At 33.7% G+C, this 20359-nt stretch carries 21 protein-coding genes and 1 tRNA gene; 8 read left to right on the top strand and 14 right to left on the bottom strand.

The genetic code is table 11. From position 1 onward, the window contains the following. Window positions 1-39 precede the first annotated feature (39 nt). The 5 genes from asnB to recF all read right to left on the bottom strand — a co-directional run bounded on the left by asnB (window position 40) and on the right by recF (window position 5508). Window positions 40-1887, bottom strand: a complete 1848-nt coding sequence (gene asnB / locus QLS97_RS13105; RefSeq protein ID WP_282717279.1) for an asparagine synthase (glutamine-hydrolyzing) — start codon at window positions 1885-1887, stop codon at window positions 40-42. Between the two features lie 2 nt (window positions 1888-1889). Continuing rightward, a complete protein-coding gene (locus QLS97_RS13100; RefSeq protein WP_282717278.1) occupies window positions 1890-2957 on the bottom strand; it encodes a glycosyltransferase in 1068 nt (355 codons plus the stop codon). Window positions 2958-2972: 15 nt separating this feature from the next. Next, window positions 2973-3644: a DUF2461 domain-containing protein gene (locus tag QLS97_RS13095; RefSeq protein ID WP_282717276.1), complete on the bottom strand. Its 672-nt coding sequence runs from the start codon at window positions 3642-3644 to the stop codon at window positions 2973-2975. A 7-nt stretch (window positions 3645-3651) separates the two neighbouring features. After that, on the bottom strand, window positions 3652-4350 hold the full coding sequence (locus QLS97_RS13090) for a thioredoxin domain-containing protein (protein ID WP_282717275.1): 699 nt from the start codon (window positions 4348-4350) through the stop codon (window positions 3652-3654). Between the two features lie 78 nt (window positions 4351-4428). Then, window positions 4429-5508, bottom strand: coding sequence for a DNA replication/repair protein RecF (gene recF, locus QLS97_RS13085; RefSeq protein ID WP_282717274.1), 1080 nt, complete (start codon window positions 5506-5508; stop codon window positions 4429-4431). A 231-nt stretch (window positions 5509-5739) separates the two neighbouring features. On the opposite strand from recF, the gene QLS97_RS13080 reads away from it, so the two are divergent. From QLS97_RS13080 to QLS97_RS13055, 6 genes are all read left to right on the top strand, one after another. After that, a complete protein-coding gene (locus QLS97_RS13080; protein ID WP_282717273.1) occupies window positions 5740-6513 on the top strand; it encodes a tetratricopeptide repeat protein in 774 nt (257 codons plus the stop codon). 106 nt (window positions 6514-6619) lie between these two features. Continuing rightward, complete coding sequence (gene ribH, locus QLS97_RS13075; RefSeq protein ID WP_099713280.1) at window positions 6620-7195, top strand: 6,7-dimethyl-8-ribityllumazine synthase; 576 nt, start codon at window positions 6620-6622, stop codon at window positions 7193-7195. A gap of 187 nt (window positions 7196-7382) precedes the next feature. Beyond that, complete coding sequence (gene mutL, locus QLS97_RS13070; RefSeq protein ID WP_282717272.1) at window positions 7383-9224, top strand: DNA mismatch repair endonuclease MutL; 1842 nt, start codon at window positions 7383-7385, stop codon at window positions 9222-9224. Then, window positions 9221-9967, top strand: coding sequence for a rhomboid family intramembrane serine protease (locus QLS97_RS13065; RefSeq protein ID WP_282717270.1), 747 nt, complete (start codon window positions 9221-9223; stop codon window positions 9965-9967). Before mutL ends, QLS97_RS13065 begins: the two co-directional genes overlap by 4 nt. A gap of 60 nt (window positions 9968-10027) precedes the next feature. Continuing rightward, complete coding sequence (locus QLS97_RS13060) at window positions 10028-10897, top strand: rhomboid family intramembrane serine protease (RefSeq protein WP_282717269.1); 870 nt, start codon at window positions 10028-10030, stop codon at window positions 10895-10897. Between the two features lie 46 nt (window positions 10898-10943). After that, window positions 10944-11990, top strand: a complete 1047-nt coding sequence (locus QLS97_RS13055; protein WP_282717268.1) for an endonuclease/exonuclease/phosphatase family protein — start codon at window positions 10944-10946, stop codon at window positions 11988-11990. Window positions 11991-12006: 16 nt separating this feature from the next. Here the strand turns inward: QLS97_RS13055 and QLS97_RS13050 are convergent, their stop codons facing one another. The 8 genes from QLS97_RS13050 to QLS97_RS13015 form a co-directional block, all read right to left on the bottom strand. Next, entirely contained in the window at window positions 12007-12633 is a 627-nt protein-coding gene (locus QLS97_RS13050; protein ID WP_282717267.1) for a WbqC family protein, read from the bottom strand. A 90-nt stretch (window positions 12634-12723) separates the two neighbouring features. Beyond that, window positions 12724-14310, bottom strand: coding sequence for a signal peptidase I (lepB, locus tag QLS97_RS13045; protein ID WP_282717266.1), 1587 nt, complete (start codon window positions 14308-14310; stop codon window positions 12724-12726). 99 nt (window positions 14311-14409) lie between these two features. After that, the gene (dapB, locus tag QLS97_RS13040) at window positions 14410-15108 is read right to left on the bottom strand and encodes a 4-hydroxy-tetrahydrodipicolinate reductase (RefSeq protein WP_282717264.1); all 699 of its coding nucleotides are present in this window, start codon (window positions 15106-15108) and stop codon (window positions 14410-14412) included. A gap of 4 nt (window positions 15109-15112) precedes the next feature. Next, a complete protein-coding gene (locus QLS97_RS13035; protein WP_282717262.1) occupies window positions 15113-15313 on the bottom strand; it encodes a hypothetical protein in 201 nt (66 codons plus the stop codon). Window positions 15314-15349: 36 nt separating this feature from the next. Next, the gene (locus tag QLS97_RS13030) at window positions 15350-15910 is read right to left on the bottom strand and encodes a DUF5683 domain-containing protein (RefSeq protein ID WP_282717260.1); all 561 of its coding nucleotides are present in this window, start codon (window positions 15908-15910) and stop codon (window positions 15350-15352) included. Then, window positions 15910-16809 carry a ParB/RepB/Spo0J family partition protein gene (locus QLS97_RS13025; protein WP_282717258.1) on the bottom strand — a complete coding sequence of 300 codons (900 nt, stop codon included), beginning with the start codon at window positions 16807-16809 and terminating at the stop codon, window positions 15910-15912. Before QLS97_RS13025 ends, QLS97_RS13030 begins: the two co-directional genes overlap by 1 nt. 4 nt (window positions 16810-16813) lie before the next feature. Then, window positions 16814-17581: a ParA family protein gene (locus QLS97_RS13020; protein WP_282717257.1), complete on the bottom strand. Its 768-nt coding sequence runs from the start codon at window positions 17579-17581 to the stop codon at window positions 16814-16816. Between the two features lie 91 nt (window positions 17582-17672). Further along, window positions 17673-17930: a hypothetical protein gene (locus QLS97_RS13015; RefSeq protein WP_282717256.1), complete on the bottom strand. Its 258-nt coding sequence runs from the start codon at window positions 17928-17930 to the stop codon at window positions 17673-17675. Window positions 17931-18254: 324 nt separating this feature from the next. On the opposite strand from QLS97_RS13015, the gene QLS97_RS13010 reads away from it, so the two are divergent. Beyond that, complete coding sequence (locus tag QLS97_RS13010; RefSeq protein ID WP_282717254.1) at window positions 18255-19004, top strand: 4-hydroxy-tetrahydrodipicolinate reductase; 750 nt, start codon at window positions 18255-18257, stop codon at window positions 19002-19004. Between the two features lie 105 nt (window positions 19005-19109). Here the strand turns inward: QLS97_RS13010 and QLS97_RS13005 are convergent. Then, window positions 19110-19184: transfer RNA gene (locus tag QLS97_RS13005), tRNA-Pro, on the bottom strand. A gap of 159 nt (window positions 19185-19343) precedes the next feature. Between QLS97_RS13005 and trxB the strand changes: the two genes are divergently transcribed. After that, window positions 19344-20291 carry a thioredoxin-disulfide reductase gene (gene trxB / locus QLS97_RS13000; protein ID WP_282717252.1) on the top strand — a complete coding sequence of 316 codons (948 nt, stop codon included), beginning with the start codon at window positions 19344-19346 and terminating at the stop codon, window positions 20289-20291. Window positions 20292-20359 lie beyond the last annotated feature (68 nt).

Here is a 20359-nt window from a genome sequence, read left to right as displayed (position 1 = left end):
TGCTTTTTGAATTGTTTTATTCCGCACCAAAAGTAAGGATTAAAATTTAGTTGCATACGTTTTCATCCAGATATGCATCATAAACAATGGCATAATATAAGGAGTCATCGTAATATCTCCTTTTTGTAAATTCTGAACTAGTTTTTTAATGTTTATATGTTCAAAATAAGGTATTTGAAATAAATCACTTTTCGAAAAAGATTCTAATTCGTCTTTAAAAGCAGGACTTTTTGTGATGTAATCACCCCAGGGCGCACTCAAACCTACTTTTCTGAATTTTAGAATTTCATCTGGTAAACGTTCTTCCATTGCCTTTTTTAGAATGAATTTCCATTTTTTTCCTGTAAAAAGCCATTTGTCTTCCAATGATCCTAATCCAACAATTAATCTTGGGTCCAGAAATGGTTCCCTGCATTCAATTGATGCGCCCATTGTACAACGATCGTTTCTGTCCAGAAGTGAACATAAATAAGTATGTTGGTCAAAATAAAGTGCTTGTCGGCGTAAATTATCTGGATACAATGATTTGGCTTCTCTGTAGATTTTTTTTCTGTATTCGTTGTTTGGAGGTGTGTTAATTCCAAAAGTTCCCGCAATATCATTTGGATAAATATTCGAGCCATTGTAAATAACCAAATCAGATTTTTTATTGATTTGAGCGTAACGCGTTAACTTTTCATATCGCGGTTGTTTTGTAAAAACATCCAAATTTCCAATTGTGGCAATAGAATTCAATAATGATGGATATTGTAAGGCTTTATAGCGCACATAACCACCCATCAATTCATCGGCACCTTCACCCGAAAGTAATACTTTTACGGAAGGTTTTGCCATTTGTGAAACTGCCAGAAGGTGCGGTTCGCTTAAATGCATGATCGGTTCGTCCTGAAAATAAGTAGAACTTATTAACTGATCGTAAAGGTTTTTATCCTCTAATTGCATCGTTTGAAAACCATAATCGAACTTCTCTGCCATCATTTTTGCCAAATGTGCTTCGTTATGTTCTTTCTCTTTAAAACCAATATTAAAAGTTTTTATGTCTTTGTATTTTTGATGGTGTAATGAAGCTAATACTGAAGAAGAATCTAGTCCGCCACTTAACATAACGCCTACGGGAACGTCGCTCACCATTCGCATTTTTATAGAATCATCGAAAGTTTCCCGAAACCATTCTACCGGATTTTTTATTTCGGGTTGGTTTTGAATTTCCTTTTTTAAATTCCACCATTTTTCGACAGTGGTTTTTCCGCTTTCATAAATGGTCATGATATGCCCGGGCAATACCTTTTTTACGTTTTGATATAAGGTGTTTTCACCGGCAACAAATCGGTTAAAAATATATTCTTCCAGTCCGTCTTGTGCCATTTTGAGAGGAACTCCAGCCGTGAAAAGTGCTTTTTGTTCGGATGCAAAATAAAAAGTCTCATTGTACAAGGAATAATACAGCGGTTTAACACCCATTCTATCCCGAACAAGAGTTAGCTTTTTTTCCATTTTATCCCAAATAGCAAACGCAAACATTCCATTGAGACGATGGAGCATTTTTAAGCCATGCAATTGAAATAATTTCATCAAAACCTCGGTATCCGAAGCAGTTCTGATGTCAAATCCATTGCTTTTTAACTCTGAATAAAATTCTTTGAAGTTGTAGATTTCACCATTATAAACCAGCACATATCTTCCATCTTCTGATAGGAATGGCTGGTGTCCGGCTAAGGAAATATCCAAAATTGAAAGTCTTCGATGCCCAAAACCAATATTGTTTTCTATAAACAATCCTTTGTCATCAGGTCCGCGATGTTCCAGCGAATCTCGCATCTTAATAAGAATACGTTCGTCAACTTTTTTTTGAGATTGTAAATGCAAGATTCCATTAATTCCACACATAGTTAATTGGGGCTATTTGTGTTAATTAATTCGTGGTATTTATTGGCAATGATTTTCATATTTATGTTGTAATCTGCATTTTTTTCTAGAAATATTCTGTTTTTTAAAACGGCTTCGTTCCTGTGTTTATTGTTTTCAAATGCCCAGATTAATTCTTTTGCCAGCATTTCGGAATCATCAATAGTAACTAATTGTCCATTTTCTCTATGTTTAATCCAACTTTGATTTCCCGGAATATCGGTTACAATTGGATAACAATTAGTAGCCATCGCTTCAAATAATGAAGCCGAAACGCCTTCAGTTATTGGCATGCTAATGTAAATATTAGATTGCTGTAATAGTTTTGGTAATGCTGTATTTGGAATTCTTCCGGTAAAGTTGATTTTATTTTCGATGCCTAAATCTTTTGCTAAATTTTTTAATTTCGAAAGTTGAGATCCATCTCCTATAATGGTAAGTACGAAATCTATTCCTTTTTGGTTTAAAAGGGCAAATGATTTTAAGATAATATCATGACGGTATTCCGGCAACAAAGAACGAGTGACGATAGCACAAATTTTTTCTGGATTGGCGTTGTTTTGATTTCCAAATTTAGTCAAATCAATTCCCTTTGGTAAAACCAAAACTTTATTCATATCTACATTGGCTTCCAGCATAGAAATAGTCATCACTGGGCCCCAAGCATGAATTAAATCCGCTTTTTTGAAAGCGTAATTCTGAATGAGTTTTTTTAACGGTAGTGAAATTGATTTTTCAGGCCATAAATCCGTTCTGCCTTGTTGTGCAATTGCAACAGGTTTTACACCGGATAATGCGGCAAGAAAACCATAACTTGTAGTTCTCTCTGCAATTACCATATCCGGCTTTTGGTTTTTTATTATTTTCCTGATTTTAAAAATAGCCAATTCAAATTCGAAAATCCTCAAAATTCGGTTGTGAATACAGTTACTGGGCGTTTTTAATTCCCAAGTAATAATTTCAAAATTACCAAATTCTTTTAAGCCGTTCATCCAAGTGATGGCATCAGCTCTATAGGATTCTCCCAGAAATAGAATTTTCTTTTTTTGCATCAGTGTAAATTATAATTACTCAGAAGTTAAAGCGCGATTTATAAAGTCATTCAATGGTTTGAGGGTAATTAATTTTTTACTCATTGTAGCAACAAAATCTTTTTTTGTTACTTCTGAAAAATCAATTCTTTGAGAACATTCAAAACTTTTCAATTTTAAAAATTCAATAGCCGGATGTTCTTTTTCGTATCCTCGTGGCGGATTCTTTAGTGTATCCTTTTCATTTCTATCAAAATCTTTAAATTCCCTTTTGAAATCTTTTTCGTTAAGAATAGCTTCTAAATCATCATGGAAATAGGCAATTTCTTTGCGCATTTTTTTCAAATCTTGCGCTTCGGGGCAATACAATCCACCGGCAATAAAACTGGCTCCTTTTTCTAAATGAAGGTAATAACCAGAGCGATTCATACCTTTTGCTCCCGAAGAAAGCCAAACGCCTAAGTGCGATTTATAAGGAGTTTTGTCCTTAGAAAACCGAATGTCACGATTGATTCTAAAAGTGCAGTTTTTTACTTCCAGCATTTCCAGCGATGGATCGAGCGGTTTCATGACATCAAGAAAATCACCAACTAATTGCTGATACTCTTTTTTGACCGCTTCGTAGCGTTTTTTATTTTCCAAAAACCAGTCCCTATTGTTGTTGGCTTTTAAATCATCCAGAAATTGTAGTGTATCTTTTGAAAGCATCTTGAAGCTATTGTAGTTGTTTTTTTAAATCATTTTCACTTATAAAACCCGAATGTTTCCATTTTACCACTGCATTGTCATATAATAATACCGTAGGAAGTTCGCTGATTTTCATTTCAGAAATTAAGGTTTTATTTTTATCGGCATCCAATCGAATGATAACCACTTTGTCTCCTAAATCTTTTTGCATTTGCAAAATATAAGGAGCCATTTTTTTGCAGGGCGCACACCATTCAGCATAAAAATTGATCAGTACTTTTTTATCTGAATTTAATAGTTTGTTGTATTCCGGAACGGATAATCCTATGATTTTATCAGTTGGTTTATTGAATCCGGCAGCATCCCATTTAAGCATTCCTCCGTCTAATTGATAGATGGTTTTAAAGCCTAATTCATTTAGTTTTTCAGCCGCTTTCTGACTTCTTCCGCCACTTTTGCAATACACAAAAACGGGTTGTGATTTGTCTAGTTTTTCTACATCGGAAACAAAAGTAGTTCCAAGCCAGTTTATATTTTTGGCATTGTCAATATGATCAGAAGTAAATTCTTCAGGAGTTCTTACATCTAGAATTTGTGGATTTGGTGTTGCTGCCATCTTTTCGGCAAAAGCTTTTGAATCAATAGTTTTGATTTCTTTGGAATTTTGTCCGTTGCAGGATAAAACAACAAAGCATATGATTGCCAAGAATATTGAATGAAATTTCATTGTAATCGAGTTTAAAATTGAATACGCTAAAATAGGTAATTTTTCAATTTTCGAACCGTATAAATTACTAAATAAAAGTTATAAGTTGAAAATTTTATACGTCTGATGTGTCGATTTTACAATGGCTTCAGTGCGTTCCGGATGTGTATCTGAAATAAAAAGTTGACCAAAAGTATCACTGTTGACCATTTCTATGATTTTTGCTACGCGACTTTCGTCTAATTTATCAAAGATGTCATCAAAAAGTAAAATGGGTTTTACGCCGCTTTGCTTTTTTAGAAACTCAAATTGAGCCAGTTTTAAAGCGATTAGAAATGATTTTTGCTGTCCTTGAGAGCCAAATTTCTTAATTGGATGTTGGTCTATTTCAAATGCTAAATCGTCTTTGTGAATTCCTACACTTGTGTAATGTAAAGCTCTGTCTTTGTTGATGTTTTCCTGTAATAAAGCCAATAAGTCTTTTTCGAATAAATGACTTTCATATACCAGTTGAACCGTTTCTTGTGAACCGGTTATGGCTTGATGATGTGTGTTGAAAATAGGAATAAATTGGTCAATGAATTCTTTTCTTTTTTCGAAAATATAATCTCCAAAACCATTAAGTTGCTCATTATATATAGAGAGCGTATCGGTATCAAAAACATGATTCAATGCAAAATATTTCAACAAAGCATTTCGCTGACTCATTACTTTTTGATATTGAATGAGTTGTTGTAAATAATGAGAATCCAATTGCGAAATCACGCTGTCCATGAATTTTCTTCTGGTTTCGCTGCCTTCCACAATTAAATCCCTGTCGGCAGGAGAAATGATGACCAAAGGAATAAAACCAATGTGATCCGAGAATTTGTCGTAGGCTTTTCCGTTGCGTTTCAATATCTTTTTTTGTCCTTTTTTTAGGCTGCAAAGAATTTGTTCATTTCTTTCGTTTTTTTCAAATTCAGCATCAATCACAAAGAATTCTTCTCCGTGTTTAATATTCTGAACCGCTAATGGATTGAAATAGCTTTTTCCGTACGATAAATGGTAGATTGCATCAAGCACATTTGTCTTTCCAATACCATTCTTGCCTACAAAACAATTTATTTTGCTGTCAAAATCGAAATTTGCTTCCGAAAAATTCTTATAATTGAATAATGAAATCTTTTTTAAATACATCTGTAAGGCTTGCTGGTATTGAGAACTTTGATGTTTTTAAACGGGTTTTTCAAAGTGGGTGCAAATTATTGAAAAATATCGATAAAAATGGCTTTTAGATTTTTTCTATGGAAATTATTTTTCCTTTGGAAAGAAAGAACCGCCTATAATATTTTTTTGAATATAAAAGCATATTTTTTATGTCGGTTTGAATAAAAATTTTATTTTTGCGACTCACTAAATTAAAAATAAATGGCTACTTACAATAAAAGAGGATATAAAGCACCAAAAGAAAAAGAAGTAAAAGACGGAGTTGAAGCGGTAATCATTGACGAAAAAGACAGCACAACTGCTGAGGTTTTTTCTAAATTAGATGAGACTGCTACAATAACTGAGGATTGGGTAGCTAAAAATCAAAAAGTTATTATTGGTTTAGTTGCCGCTGCTGCTATTTTTACAATTGGTTATTTAGGATACCAAAGATTCGTTGCCGCACCACAACAAGATGAAGCAGCGAATGAAATGTTTGTAGCACAACAAAATTTCCAAAAAGCAACTGATGGAGTAGCAAGTGACTCATTATATAAATTATCTTTGAATGGTTCAGAAGGTAAATTTGGATTCTTAAAAATTGCGGATGAATATTCTGGAACTGATGCAGGAAATTTAGCTAATTATTATGCTGGAATTGCTTATTTGAATACAGGAAAATATACTGAAGCGATTGATTATTTAAGTAAATTTAAATCAGATGATATTGTTTTAGGAGCTTTGGCAAAAGGAGCAATTGGAGATGCTTATTCTCAAAAGAATCAACCGAAAGAAGCTTTAGAAAACTACATAAAAGCTGCTGAATCAAATAAAAATGATTTCACTACACCACGTTTCTTATTGAAAGCTGGGAAAACAGCTTTAGTATTAGGAAATAAAGCAGATGCTTTGAAATATTTTACAGATATTAAAGACAATTTTGAAGGAACTCCAGAGGCTGCTTCAGTTGACGTTTTGATAGGATTAGCACAATAGTAAAAAATGATATAAGATTGGTGATTTAAGATTGTAGAATTTTGATTTCAAAATGCTATCTTTAATATCTGAAATCGAAATTTTAAAATCAAAATTCTAAAATCAAATGGCTACCGTAAATAAAAACTTATCCGAGTACGATAAAAATTCAATCCCAAACGCGAAAGATTTTCGCTTTGGGATTGTTGTTTCAGAATGGAATGATGCTATAACTGAAGGACTTTATAGAGGTGCTATTGAAGCCCTTTTAGAAAACCAAGTTCCAGCTCAGCATATTATTCGCTGGAATGTTCCTGGAAGCTTTGAACTTATATATGGTTCAAAGAAAATGTTGCAAACACAAAATGTTGATGCTGTCATAGCTATTGGATGTGTAATTCAAGGGCAAACCAAGCATTTTGATTTTGTGTGTGAAGGAGTAACTCAAGGAATTAAAGACCTGAATGTTCAAACGGATATTCCGGTTATTTTTTGTGTTTTGACTGATAATACCATGCAACAATCTATTGATAGAAGTGGAGGAATTCACGGTAACAAAGGTACTGAAGCAGCTATTGCGGCTATCAAAATGGCCTATATTCGTCAACAGGCTTCGTTGTCACATCAAATCGATAATCAACATTTATTGTCTGCCGGAGCTATTCAATTAGAAGAAGGGACACCTTTAGAGTTGAAGGAATAAATAATAAAAACACTAATTATTAAACCTATACTGTCTCATAAATAGTATAGGTTTTTTGTTTTTTTTATGATTAAATAAGCTACCATTCCCAATAGAAATTCATTAAATTTGTACATCTTGGTTTTATAATAAACTATTGTCACCCTGAGCGCAGTCGAAGGGCTAAACTTTAAACTTAAATTTTTTAATGTCGAGTATAATTCAATTACTTCCTGATCATGTTGCCAATCAAATTGCTGCTGGAGAAGTCGTTCAAAGACCAGCTTCAGTTGTCAAAGAGTTGCTTGAAAATGCGGTAGATGCCAGAGCAACAGATATCAAATTAATTCTTAAAGATGCAGGGAAAGCATTAGTACAAGTGATTGATAATGGTTTAGGAATGAGCGTTACCGATGCGCGTTTGTGTTTTGAACGTCACGCCACTTCCAAAATTCGTCAAGCTGAAGATTTATTTTCTTTGCATACCAAAGGGTTTCGTGGAGAAGCATTAGCATCTATTGCGGCGATTGCCCATGTAGAAATGAAAACCAAGCAAGATCAAGAAGAACTTGGAACACACATTATCATTGAAGGCAGTAAGTTTGTATCGCAAGAGGTTGCTGTTTTGCCAAAAGGCACTTCATTTGCTGTCAAAAATTTATTTTTTAATATTCCGGCGCGACGCAATTTCCTGAAATCGGATACGGTGGAATACCGTCATATTATTGATGAGTTTCAACGTGTGGCTTTGGCTCACCCAAAAATACATTTTACGTTTTATCACAATGGCAGCGAAATGTTTAATTTGCCGCCCTCTACTTTACGCCAACGAATTGTGAATGTTTTCTCGGGTAAAACCAATGAAAAATTAGTTCCGGTTCAGGAAGAAACAGAAATAGTGACGATTCAAGGATTTGTGAGCAAACCAGAATTTGCCAAAAAAAATCGTGGAGAACAGTTTTTCTTTGTCAATGATCGTTTTATAAAAAGCGGTTATTTGCATCATGCGGTTATGGCCGCCTATGACGGAATCTTGAAAGATGGTGCGCAACCCAGTTATTTTCTATATTTATCGGTGCCGCCAAACACTATTGATATCAATATTCATCCCACTAAAACGGAGATTAAGTTTGATGACGAACATGCGTTATATGCTATTTTAAGGGCTTCCATAAAACATAGTTTGGGTCAGTTTAATGTAGCGCCAGTTTTAGATTTTGATAGGGATTCTAATTTAGATACACCGTATCATTACAAAGATTTAGAAGGTGCTACGCCGACGATTCAGGTTGATGGCAACTTTAATCCTTTCTCTGAAGAAAAACCCAGCAAGCAATTTTCCAGTTATAGAAAACTGGAGCCAACAGCTAATTGGGAAAGTTTATACGTAGGTTTAAAACAAGATACGGATGAAATAGGGCAGATGACTTTCGAAAATGAAGAAGTGACTTCCTCTTTATTTAATGATGAAGAAGTAGAGCATTCTGTTCATAAAACCTATCAAATTCATAAAAAATACATTGTTTCGTCAATCAAATCTGGAATGGTGATTGTCGATCAGCAACGCGCACATCAACGTGTTTTGTATGAGCAGTTTTTAGTAAATATGACAGTGAATCAGGCATCAAGCCAGCAGTTATTATTTCCTTTGAACTTGTTTTTTTCGTCAAGCGAAATGAATCTTATCGCTGAGTTACAACTTTCGTTGATGAATACCGGATTTGTTTTCGAAGAAAATAACACCGATCATATTGTTATTTCGGGAATACCAGTAAATGTAACGGAGAGCGAAGTTTCATTGGTTTTAGAACAATTATTAAGTGATTTGCAGGACGGAATTCCAGAAAGCAGTTTCAGTCAGAATGATACGATTGCCAAATCTATGGCCAAAAGTTTAGCGGTGAAAACTGGAACGCACCTTACAGAAAAAGAGCAGGAAAATTTGGTAAACGGACTTTTTGCCTGTAAAGACCCAAATGTTTCCCCATTTCATAAACCCACTTTCATCACGATGCGTGTGGAAGATTTAGATAAAAAATTTGCATTATGAGAAACGTAACTGAGACAGTAAAACAATTAATAATTATAAATGTATTGTTTTTTGTAGGTACTCTGGTAATAGGTGATGCTGCCTATAAAATATTGGCTTTGTATTTTCCAGAAAACCCAAGTTTTCAATTGTGGCAACCGGTGACGCACATGTTCATGCATGGAGGTTTTATGCATATTTTTTTCAATATGTTTGCGTTGTATTCTTTTGGATCTGCTTTAGAGCAAATGTGGGGAAGTAAGAAATTCTTATTTTTCTATATTTCCTGTGGACTAGGCGCTGCGTTGTTGCATACTGGAGTTAATTATTACTATTTTCAAGAGAGTTTGAATACGCTTATAGCTAACGGATTTCCTAAACAAGAAATTTTGCAACTTTTAAATGAGGGTAAAATCGATACAAGATGGCAACAATTTATATCCGTTTCTGATTTTCAAAATTTCACAAGCGCTTATGTGGGTACTGCAGTGGGCGCCTCAGGAGCTATTTATGGAACTATAGTAGCATTTGCCTTTATGTTTCCTAATGCTGAATTGGCTTTGATGTTTATTCCTGTTCCCATAAAAGCAAAATATTTTGTGCCAGGTTTAGTATTGGTCGATTTGTATTTAGGTATTTCTGGAAAATCAATTTTTGGTGGTGGTGGAATTGCTCATTTTGCACACGTTGGAGGTGCTTTATTTGGTTTTATTATTATGTGGTATTGGAAGAAAAATCAGTTCAATAAAAACCGTTGGAATTAAAAACGCAACACTTTTAAAGTAGTACGACCTAAATATCAGCTCTTAAATCCCAATTAAATTATGAATATTATTGACGACCTGAAATTACAATACAAAATGGGAGGAATAGTGACTCAGCTAATCTTTTGGAATGCAGCTTTGTTTGTTTTTCCGTGGTTGTTTTTTGCACTTTTATCCTTGTTCGGTGTCAATATTGATTACATTCATTATGTGAGTTTGTCCTCTAATCCGACACATTTGCTTTGGAAACCATGGTCGTTGCTTTCGTATGCTTTTTTTCACAGCGGAATCATGCATATTATTTTTAATATGATTGTTTTGAACTTTGCAGGCAGATTATTTATGACGTATTTTACGTCTAAGCAATTGCTGGGCTTGTACATATTGAGCGCCATTTTTGCTGGAATTTGTTATATTCTGGTGTTTTACGTTTTAAATATTAACGCTCCAATTGTAGGTGCCTCTGCTGCTATTATGGCTATTTTAGTCGCAACTACTACATATCATCCTTTAATGGATCTTCGTTTATTGATTATTGGTAATGTCAAGTTGTGGCATATAACTGCCGTAATTATTATTGTTGATTTAATGCAACTGCGTTCAGAAAATATGGGTGGACATATTTCTCATCTTTCTGGAGCTTTTTTTGGTTTTATTTTTATTAAATTGCTTCAAAATGGAACCGATTTAAGTACTGTTGTTATTCGTATTATAGATTTTTTTGCAAATTTGTTCAAAAAAAATACGACAACACCATTCAAAAAAGTTCATAAAAATTACAGTAAGCCTTTGGTAAAAAGCGTTTCGAAAATAGTTGCAAAAGATAAATCTCAGCAACAGATAGATGAAATTTTAGACAAAATCAGTCAGTCAGGTTATGATAGTTTGACAAAAGAAGAAAAAGAATTCTTGTTCAAAGTTGGGAAATAAGTATCAAATGAGATTTTAGATATTGTCTTACTAAAAAATATAGAAAATGAAAAATCTTTCGTGGTTTAATAAAGGAATGTTTTTTTTGAATATAGTCCTTACAATTGTAACTTTTATTGCCTATGTTCTGCCTTTTTTGGCGCCTAAATCTTTTCCCCTTTTGTCTGTTTTGACACTTTTCATGCCGCTTTTTTTTATCTTAAATGGTTTATTTTTTGTTTATTGGGCCTTGCAATTCAAAAAACAATTGATAGTTTCGGGTTTGGTTTTATTGATAGGAATTACTTTTATAAATAAATTTTATAAATTTTCTTCGCCAGAGTTTCCTAAAGAAGAAAAAGATTTTACCGTAATGAGTTACAATGTTCGTCTGTTTAATGTTTTTAAATGGATTGACAGAGACGATGTTCCTTCAGATATTCTCACGTTCATTAATGATAAAAATCCTGATATATTGTGTATTCAGGAATACTCTTCCTCTGCTGATATTGATTTGAAAGTGTATCCGCACAGATATATTTTTACCGATGGAAACCAAATTAAAACGGGACAAGCTATTTTTTCTAAATTCCCGATTATTGACCAAGGAAATATTATTTTTCCAAATTCAAGTAATAACGTTGTTTTTGCAGATGTAAAAAAAGGAAAAGATATTATAAGAGTGTATAATATGCACATTCAATCCATCAAAATTTCTCCTGATGTCAATGAAATTGATGAAAATATCGATGCGATTAATCAGCAGAAATCACAAATGTTATTTATTAGAATCAGTAAAGCGTTCAAGCAACAACAACAGCAAGCGGAGATTTTTAAGGAGCATAAAATGAAATGTACGTATCCAATTATCATTTGTGGAGACATGAACAACAGCGCTTTTTCTTACGTGTACCGAAGCATCAAAGGAAAGTTGAAAGATAGCTTTGAAGAAGCAGGGAAAGGTTTTGGAGAGACGTATAAATTCAGGTATTATCCAGCCAGAATTGATTATATTTTCGCTGACGAGAAAATGAAAGTAAAGAAATTTGAAAATTTTCCGAAATTTATAAACTCAGATCATTTTCCTATTATGGCAAGATTGTCTTTGGAATAAAATTTAATCAGGAATTTTATTTCAGAATCAGTTCTTGTTTTTTTAAATAATCCATTGCATATTTCCCTTCATTAAACAGCAAATCCAGAACGCTAAGATTGTTGATAAAACCATGTTTGTCATCAAAAACCTGTGTGTAACTTTCGAATAAAGAAAGGTCTTTTTTCCCGTTTACCAAAGCCCTAAAATCTGTGATTGTAGCTGTATTAACATCATGAAAGTATTCCGTTGTTGTCGTGTAATCTAATTTCAGGCGAAAACATTTTGATAGAATGGCTAAAACCTCAAAATTTAAATCCAATAAAAAAGTGTATTTCTTTTCGAAAATTGGTCTGATATCATCTTCGAAAAATTCAAAAAAAGGAGAACTTCGGTATCCAGCTTCTAATGATTTGAAGTGTTGTTTTTGCCAGTCAAAATCAGTTTCAATTTTGATGTCTTTTGTTTTTTGATGACTTTCTTTCGAATGTTTTACAGGGATGTTCAATAACTGAATCCCGTTTGGACTATAAATATAAGTGCGGTTGCGGTTGGTTTGTTTCTGAAAATTATCTTCTACTTCAAAGGTAATATTTTCCGATTGTACCATGGCTGCAAAATGGCTAATCGATGGGAAATAGGTTGGATGGATGAGAATGTTCATATTTGTCTAAAGTTTTTAAAGTTATAAAGTCAAAAGTCATAAAGCTAAATTAAATAGAAGCTTTATGACTTTTTACTTTGAAACTTTTGACTAATTTTTTCCCTCTTTTCTTTTTTTCCAAAAATAATCTCCAATGAAAAATGCCGCTAAAGCGATTAGGAAATATTTAAAATAAGATTGAGGTTGGCCTTCACCGCTAACAGTTGTAAAAACTCTGTCCCAACGTATTTTATTCAAACCTTTACCGTTTGTATCCCAACTTAACCAGATGAAAATAGGTTTCCCTACAATGTGATTTTCAGGAACAAATCCCCAAAAACGACTGTCTTCAGAGTTATGACGGTTGTCACCCATCATCCAGTAATAATTTTGTTGGAAAGTGTAATCTTTAACTACTTTTCCGTTTAGTCTTATTTCGTTTCCTGTTACTTTAAGGTCGTTTTTTTCTCCATTTTCATTTGTTTCATAATCAGTAATTATGGTTTTATAAAATGGCAATGATTCTGTTGTTAAAGCAACAGTTTTTCCTTTTTCTGGGACATAGATTGGACCGAAGTTATCAGCGTTCCATTTATTTATGTGTGGGAAAACACCTTTTCCATTATTAGATTGATCAACAACTTTAGATATTTGTCTTGTTACTCCAGTTACACCGGGTACATTTTTCAATCTTTCCGCTCCGGCAGCTGTTAATGCACTAAAGAATAATGTATCTCTTCTCGTTTCATCAGTAACAAGTACAGGGTCAGTTACGTCCATCTCTTTAAGTAAATGTTCAAAATCGATTGGCGTTTTACCGTCTAATGCTACTTTATAAGAGAATTGTGGTTTTGCTCTTTCGGGCATTTCCAATAGTTTGCCATCAATATAAATCATGCCGTCTTTTATAGACAAGTTGTCTCCAGGGATTCCAACACATCTTTTAACGTAATTCGATTTCTTGTCTACTGGTTTGAATGCGCGTCTTTTTGAAGTGTCAAAAAATCTATAAACGGTATCAACCGGCCAGTTAAATACAACGATATCCGTTCTGTTTATGTTTTGAATTCCCGGTAATCTTAAATAAGGTAACTGTGGCCAAGTTAAGTATGATTTTTTTTGAACTAAAGGTATCGAATCGTGAACCATTGGCAATGCCACAGTTGTCATTGGAATTCGGGCACCATAATTCATCTTGCTTACAAATAAAAAGTCACCTACCAATAAGGATTTTTCCAAGGAAGAGGTAGGAATTGTATACGGTTGAATTAAATAGGTGTGAACCAAAGTTGCTACGATAACTGCAAAAAGTAAAGAGCTAACGGTATCAGCTGCTTTGTTTTCTGGGCTTAAACTTCTGTCAGCTATATAATTTAATTTTTGAGTGTAATTGACATAATAGATGTAAAATCCAAGAGTTATAAGCCCTAAAAAAGTGTCTAATCCAGATCGTTTTCCAAAACTTCTCAATGTTTCTACCCAGATTACAGGAAACATAATCAAATTAATAATTGGGATAAAAAGTAAAATGGTCCACCAAGTAGGGCGGCCTATTATTTTCATCAAAACAATAGCGTTGTATACTGGAATAGCTGCTTCCCAACGTTTCCTTCCTGCGCTTTCATATAATTTCCATGTTCCTAAAAAGTGAACTATTTGTACAAGTAGAAAAAATATAAACCATTGATATACTGACATAATATGTTTATTTGGTTAACCGGTTATTTGTTTATTCGAAAATCAGAAAGTTTTATGATTTCTAAAAATCGAACTATCTAAAAGTCTATTTGTCTAATTCTAAAATTCTAATACATCCTTCATTGTGAAAATCCCTTGTTTTCCCACAATCCATTCGGCTGCTATTACAGCACCAAGAGCAAAACCTTCACGATTGTGTGCGGTATGTTTTATTTCGATAGCATCAACAACAGAATTATAAGTTACGGTGTGCGTTCCCGGAACAGTTCCTATTCTTTTTGCTTCGATATGAATTTGCTTCGCTTCAGGTTTTTCTAATGTCCAGTTGGTATACGAACTGTTTTCAATTACTCCTTTGGCTAATGAAATCGCTGTGCCACTTGGTGCGTCTAGTTTTTGGGTATGATGAATTTCTTCCATATCAACCGAGTAACTGTCAAATTTTGACATTATTTTTGCCAAATATTCATTGAGTTCAAAGAAAATATTCACGCCTAAACTAAAGTTAGAACTGGAGATAAAACCACCGTTCTTAGCTGTGCAAAGTGCCGCCATTTCATCATAATGTTCTAGCCAGCCTGTTGTTCCTGAAATTACAGGGACATTAGCATGGAAACAACTGGAAATGTTAGAGACTGCAGCAGTTGGAACACTGAAATCTATAGCCACATCAGCATTTGAAAGACCGTCAAAAGTATTATTTTCATCTTTTTTCAAAACGATTTCATGACCTCTTTCCAGTGCAATTCTTTCAATTACCTGACCCATTTTTCCGTATCCTAAAAGCGCAATTTTCATTTGTTTATTTTTTAAATTTTGAATAATTTACGATTCCCGCAAACAAGAGACTTATTAAAAATCCAGCGATAAATCCAGAAAAGAAATTATTCATTCGAATAGTCTCAAGCTCTTTAATTTCTGAATAATTTATTAAAGTGATTAATAACAAAACTGTAGTAATAATAAAAAAATATTTCTTCCCTATTTTATTAATTAATGACATAATGAGCTATTTTTTCTTTATTTAAGCTTTTGGCTTCTAAAAATTATAATTAAATGTTAGTCCTACATTAGTCTTAAATGTTACATCATTCTGATAAAGAACTGGTCTCATCGATAAGTTTTCATCCACATTAAATTGCAATAGGTGCGCATTAACATTAGCATCAATAATATTTAAGGCATAAAAAGCCACAACAAATAATGCTGATAAATCACGATTTCGCTGATAAAATTTTTGTCCGGCGATTAATCGATTATTATCTAAGAAAGCTAAATCGTCGGTAACATATCCTTCCAATCGACTTTTATAAGCGTCTCTATATTGATGGTATTTTTTATTGCTATCGATATAAAAATAGAGACTGGTTCCAATGGCTCCATAAACGAGCGGTATTTTCCAGTATTTTTTATTGTAAGCCTGACCTAAACCCGGCAAAATTGCTGAAAAGAAAGCTGCTTTTGCAGGAGTCAATGGATCAATGTCATTTGATTTCAAAGTATCTTTTGCGACAAGCACTGCTTCTGTTTCCGTTTGGGCAAAAACAGTAGTGTTTCCTGCAATAAAAAGGAATAGACCTATGAAAATAATTTTATGCACTACTCGTTTATTAATTTAATAATTCTGTTGAAGTCTTCTTCAGAATGAAATGGAATAGTGATTTTTCCTTTGCCGTTTCCTGCTACTTTCACATCGACTTTGGTTCCAAAATAATTTGTAAAAGTACTTTTATGGGCATCTGCAATTTCAAATGAAGCTGCTTTTGGTTTACCGGCAGGTTTAGGTTTTAAACTTTCCTGATAGTTTTTTACCAAAGCTTCAGTATCGCGAACGGATAGATTTTGACTGACGATTTTTTGATAAATATCAGTTTGGATATCTTGGTCTTCAATATTGATTATCGCACGACCATGACCCATGCTGATGAAACCATCACGAATTCCGGTTTGGATTATCGGATCTAATTTTAAAAGTCTCAAATAATTAGCGATTGTAGAACGTTTTTTTCCCACACGCTCACTCATTTGTTCCTGGGTTAATTGAATTTCGTCAATCAAACGTTGGTACGAAAGTGCAATCTCAATTGGATCTAAATCATGGCGCTGGATGTTTTCCACCAAAGCCATAACCAATGATTCGTTGTCATTTGCAATACGAATGTAAGCAGGAACTGTTTTCAATCCCACAAGAGTCGACGCACGAAGACGACGCTCACCCGAAATCAATTGGTATTTATTGAAGTCTAATTTACGTACGGTGATAGGCTGAATAACACCTAATTCTTTAATAGAAGTCGCTAATTCTCTCAATGATTCCTCATTGAAATTACTTCTTGGCTGAAACGGATTTATTTCAATTGCTTCAATTTCAAGCTCAATAATATTTCCTACAACTTTATCGGCATTTTTATCGGCAACGGATTTTATATCATTTTCCGGATCTTTCAATAACGCAGATAATCCTCTTCCTAAGGCTTGTTTTTTTATTGCTTTTGCCATAAAACTATTTACTGTTTTTCTTTATAACTTCTTGAGCCAGATGTAAGTAATTAGTTGCTCCTTTGCTTGTTGCATCGTAGTTTATTATACTTTCTCCAAAGCTTGGTGCTTCGCTCAGTTTTACATTTCTTTGAATAATGGTGTCAAAAACCATGTCATTGAAATGTTTTTGAACCTCTTCAACTACTTGGTTTGATAAACGCAATCTCGAGTCAAACATGGTCAATAATAACCCTTCGATGTCTAAATCCGGATTGTGAATTTTTTGGATGCTTTTTATCGTATTCAATAATTTTCCTAAACCTTCCAGTGCAAAATACTCACATTGAATAGGAATAATCACAGAGTCAGCAGCAGTCAAAGCATTCAACGTAAGCAATCCAAGAGATGGAGCGCAATCGATGATGATATAATCGTACTCGTCTTTGACACTTTCCAATGCTTTTTTAAGCATATATTCCCTGTTTTCTTTATCGACTAATTCGATTTCAATAGCAACAAGGTCAATATGCGATGGAATTACGTCCACATTTGGAGCAGAACATTGTATGATGGCCTCTTTTGGCGTATGACTATGTTCCAGAATTTGGTACGTACCTATCTCAACAGATTCAACATCAATACCTAATCCTGAAGACGCATTTGCCTGTGGATCAGCGTCAATAAGTAACACTTTTTTTTCTAAAACACCCAGTGAAGCAGCTAGATTTACAGACGTTGTAGTCTTTCCAACTCCACCTTTTTGATTAGCAATCGCGATGATTTTGCCCATTTATTTTTCTAAATTTTGAACCGTAAAAATACAATTATTTATGGTTTCTAAAAATCTATTTTGTTAACATTTGTTAAAGCTTGATTAGTTGCTATTTGATAATTCCCATTTTCAAAACAGATTTCATTTTGTAGGAGCTATTCCAGCTGTGCGTTACAAGTTCTTGAGCTGCTCCCAGTTTTTTCTTAAGCCATAAAAGGAGCTTCCTTTGGTCGCTCTTTTCTGTCAAGAAAAAATCGAGAGCAGCTCGTCGAAGCTTTTCACTGCCATCTGGGCTAAAGAAAATGAAGTTTTGATAGTGAGTTTTCTTTTCTGAAAAAGGAATAAAAGCAAGAAATGGAATAGGCATAATAAAAGGATATTCTGAAGTTGTTAACCAGATTGAAATGTCTATGTTTACATTACGTATAGTTTATATTTTTCAATAGTTATAATGTCTTGATTTATTCTCTTTTAATCGTAAGGTTGGCTTTTGAACCATTTATCATTTTTTATTTGAGATTAGATTTTTATAAAAAAGTAGTTATTCTATTTCAAGAAAAATAATTTTAAAACAAATGCCATTAAAAATAAAAGAAGATGTGCTGCTTATTTCAGAGGTGATTTAATTATTAAAAGATTTTTAGATTAATATGTTGCTTAATTTATTACAATAAAAATAACAAACAATAATATGAAAATTGGATTAATAGGATTTGGAAAAACTGGTAAAGCCGTAGCCTCGGTAATTCTTCAAAACGAAGGGTTTTGTTTGGAATGGGTGTTAAGGCAAAGTATCCTTTTAGAACACAGGTCTGTTCCTGAATTCTTAGGTGTACATTCTGATGAATCAGGATTGATATATTCAAGTGCTACTATTTCAATGCAAGAGCTTTTAGATAAACACCCAGTGGATATTATCATCGATTTTTCTTCAGACCAAGGAATTTATACTTATGGATCAATAGCTGCCGAGCGTGAAATTAAAATTATTTCAGCTATATCGCATTATAAAGAAAGTGAAATGAAATTACTGAAAGAGTTAGCCTTGCAAACCACTGTGTTTTGGTCTCCAAACATTACTTTAGGGGTTAATTATTTGTTGTTTGCAGCTAAATTTTTAAAAAAAATTGCACCTTGGGTAGATATTGAAATCAATGAAGAACATTTTAAATTAAAAGAAGGAACTTCAGGCACTGCAATTAAAATTGCGGAGGCATTGAATGTTGAAAAAGAAAATATAAATTCAGTTAGAGCCGGTGGTATTGTAGGAAAACATGAAGTAATTTTTGGATTTCCATTCCAAACGGTCCGACTAATTCACGAATCCATTTCAAGAGAAGCATTTGGCAGCGGTGTTATTTTTGTTGCTGAAAATTTAAAAAATAAAAGTAAAGGATTGTATAATTTTGAAGATATTTTGGAACCTTACTTTACAGCTTAGTTTATTGTATTATGGGTAATTAGAACTTTTGCCTTCACGGTTTTTCTGACGCGATAAGGGAGATTTTATTATACAAAAAAGTCGAACATTTCTGCTCGACTTTTGTCGGGGTGGCAGGATTCGAACCTGCGGCCTCCTGCTCCCAAAGCAGGCGCGATAACCGAGCTACGCTACACCCCGTAATTCTGGTGCAAAGATAGAAATATTTTTTATTTGAGCAAATCAAAAGCGTAAATAGGAGAATATTATTTTGGCATAGGTAAAAATGATGCTTTTATAACTGTATTTTTTTATTAAAAAACTACATTTGCAACTTCAAAAATGTAACAAAAAAGTACTATGTCAGATACAATCGAAAAAATTAAATGTCTTATTATAGGTTCTGGTCCAGCGGGTTATACCGCAGCAATATATGCCGCCAGAGCTAACATGAATCCAGTTTTATACCAAGGAATGCAACCTGGTGGGCAGCTAACAACTACTAATGAAGTAGAAAATTGGCCTGGTAATCCTGAAGGAATTACTGGTCCGGAAATGATGGTGGGATTGCAAGCACAAGCACAACGTTTTGGTACTGATGTGCGTGATGGTTGGGCAACTAAAGTAGATTTTTCAGGAGATGTCCATAAAGTTTGGATCAATGATACTATAGAATTGCATTGCGAAACAGTAATTATTTCTACTGGAGCATCAGCTAAATATTTAGGGATGCCATCAGAACAACACTATTTAAAAATGGGTGGTGGAGTTTCGGCTTGTGCTGTTTGTGACGGTTTTTTCTATAGAAATCAAGAAGTAGTGATTGTTGGAGCAGGAGATTCAGCTTGTGAAGAAGCACATTATTTGTCAAAACTTTGTAAAAAAGTAACCATGTTGGTGCGTAGCGAAAAATTTAGAGCTTCAAAAATCATGGAAGAACGTGTTCGCAAAACAGAGAACATTACGATATTAATGAATCACGATACTGTTGAAGTATTAGGAGATGAGCAAGTAGTTACTGGGGTAAAGGCTTTAAATAAAACTACAAATGAAGTTTTTGATATTCCTGCAACTGGTTTCTTCGTAGCTATTGGTCACAAACCAAATACAGATATTTTTAAAGATTATATCACATTAGACGAAACAGGATATATTATCAATACTCCAGGAACTTCAAAAACAAATGTTGATGGCGTTTTCGTAGCAGGTGATGCTGCGGATCATGTATATCGTCAAGCGATAACAGCAGCCGGAACAGGTTGTATGGCCGCACTTGATGCTGAAAGATATTTGGCTTCTAAAGAATAATCCTAGTAAGAAAATTTTAATATAAAAAAAGTCCCATTTGCCTTTGCAAGTGGGACTTTTTGTTAGTT

Origin of the sequence: Flavobacterium yafengii, from assembly GCF_030010375.1 — a bacterium.
In the GTDB taxonomy this organism is placed as follows: Bacteria; Bacteroidota; Bacteroidia; order Flavobacteriales; family Flavobacteriaceae; genus Flavobacterium; species Flavobacterium yafengii.
The sequence above is the reverse complement of the archived record's forward strand: the minus strand, read 5'-3'. Positions and strand labels throughout refer to the sequence as shown.